The sequence below is a fragment of the Collinsella sp. 4_8_47FAA genome (assembly GCF_000763055.1).
In the GTDB taxonomy this organism is placed as follows: domain Bacteria; phylum Actinomycetota; class Coriobacteriia; order Coriobacteriales; family Coriobacteriaceae; genus Collinsella.
Genome location: NZ_KN214156.1, coordinates 1 through 1,052, shown reverse-complemented (window position 1 = coordinate 1,052; position 1,052 = coordinate 1). Strand labels below are relative to the sequence as shown.

The following is a 1,052-nucleotide window of genomic DNA, read 5'->3' as shown; positions in this document are numbered from 1 at the left end:
GGCCGGGCCCTTACGCCAGCACGCCGAAGAACGCGCCGACGATGCCCACGGCCATGGTGGCCACGATCAGCACCATGGGGTTGATCTTCTTGGACAGCAGCCAGTAGTACAGCCAGAAGGCGATCATGCCGAGCATGCCGGGCATGATGCCGTCCAGGATGTCCTGGAGGGTCTGGGCGTCGTCGCCCGAGCCGATGGCCACCGGGATGCTGGCCCAGAACATGTCCTTGCACATGGCGCCCACGACCATGACGCCCACGATTCCCACGCAGGTCATGATCTTCTGCATGAGGCCGGTCCTCTGGGCCTCGTCCAGGAAGCCCACGCCCAGCTCGTAGCCCTTGACGGCGCCCCAGATGCGCAGCGCGAAGCCGGGGACGTTGTAGATGAGCAGGAAGGCGATGGGGCCGAAGGGGTTGCCGGCCTGGCACAGGCTGATGCCCACCGCGGCGGCGACCACGCGCAGCGTCGACAGGAAGATGGAGTCGCCGATGCCGGACAGCGGGCCCATGAGGGCGGCCTTGACGTCGTTGACGCTCTCGGGCTCGATCTCGCCGCGGGCGACCTTCTCCTCCATGGCCATCGCGATGCCGCCGACGAACGGGGCGAACTGGACGGTGATGTTGAAGAACGCGCAGTGGCGGTGCAGGGCCTCGGCGTAGTCGTCGGGGCGGCCGGCGTAGATCTTCTTGAGCATGTTGGCGACCATCAGGCAGAAGGCGATGTTCATCTGCTTGTAGTAGGTCCAGGAGAACTCCATGCCCAGGGCGCCGACGTTGACGGCGCTCTTGACGAGGTCGGAGCGCGTGATCTTGTTCTCGGGACTAGAAGTCATCGTCCTCATCCCCTTCCGCGGAGAGCTGGGGCTGGGCTCCGCCCAGGCCGAGCAGGTCGAACTTGTCGATGCCGATGATGATGGCGATCAGGGCGACGCCCAGGACGGGCACGTTGGCGTAGGAGCACAGCAGGAAGCCCAGGAAGTAGAAGGGCACGAGCTGCTTGGTGAGCACCAGGCGGCCGAGCATGGCGAAGCCCATGGCAGGCAGGATGTT

Annotated in this window: 2 protein-coding genes; both read right to left on the bottom strand. The window is 65.6% G+C overall.

Going from position 1 to position 1,052, the window contains the following annotated elements:
- Positions 1 to 10: 10 nt before the first annotated feature.
- A complete protein-coding gene (locus HMPREF9463_RS10220) occupies positions 11 to 844 on the bottom strand; it encodes a PTS system mannose/fructose/sorbose family transporter subunit IID (RefSeq protein ID WP_035138993.1) in 834 nt (277 codons plus the stop codon).
- On the bottom strand, positions 825 to 1,052 hold a 228-nt coding region (locus HMPREF9463_RS10215; protein WP_035138992.1), incomplete at its 5' end, for a PTS sugar transporter subunit IIC. The genes HMPREF9463_RS10215 and HMPREF9463_RS10220, both read right to left, overlap by 20 nt.

What these genes read in the sequence shown, in the direction of transcription:
- HMPREF9463_RS10220 (WP_035138993.1), bottom strand. Translation starts at nt 844, where the DNA reads ATGAGGACGATGACTTCTAGTCCCGAGAACAAGATCACGCGCTCCGAC.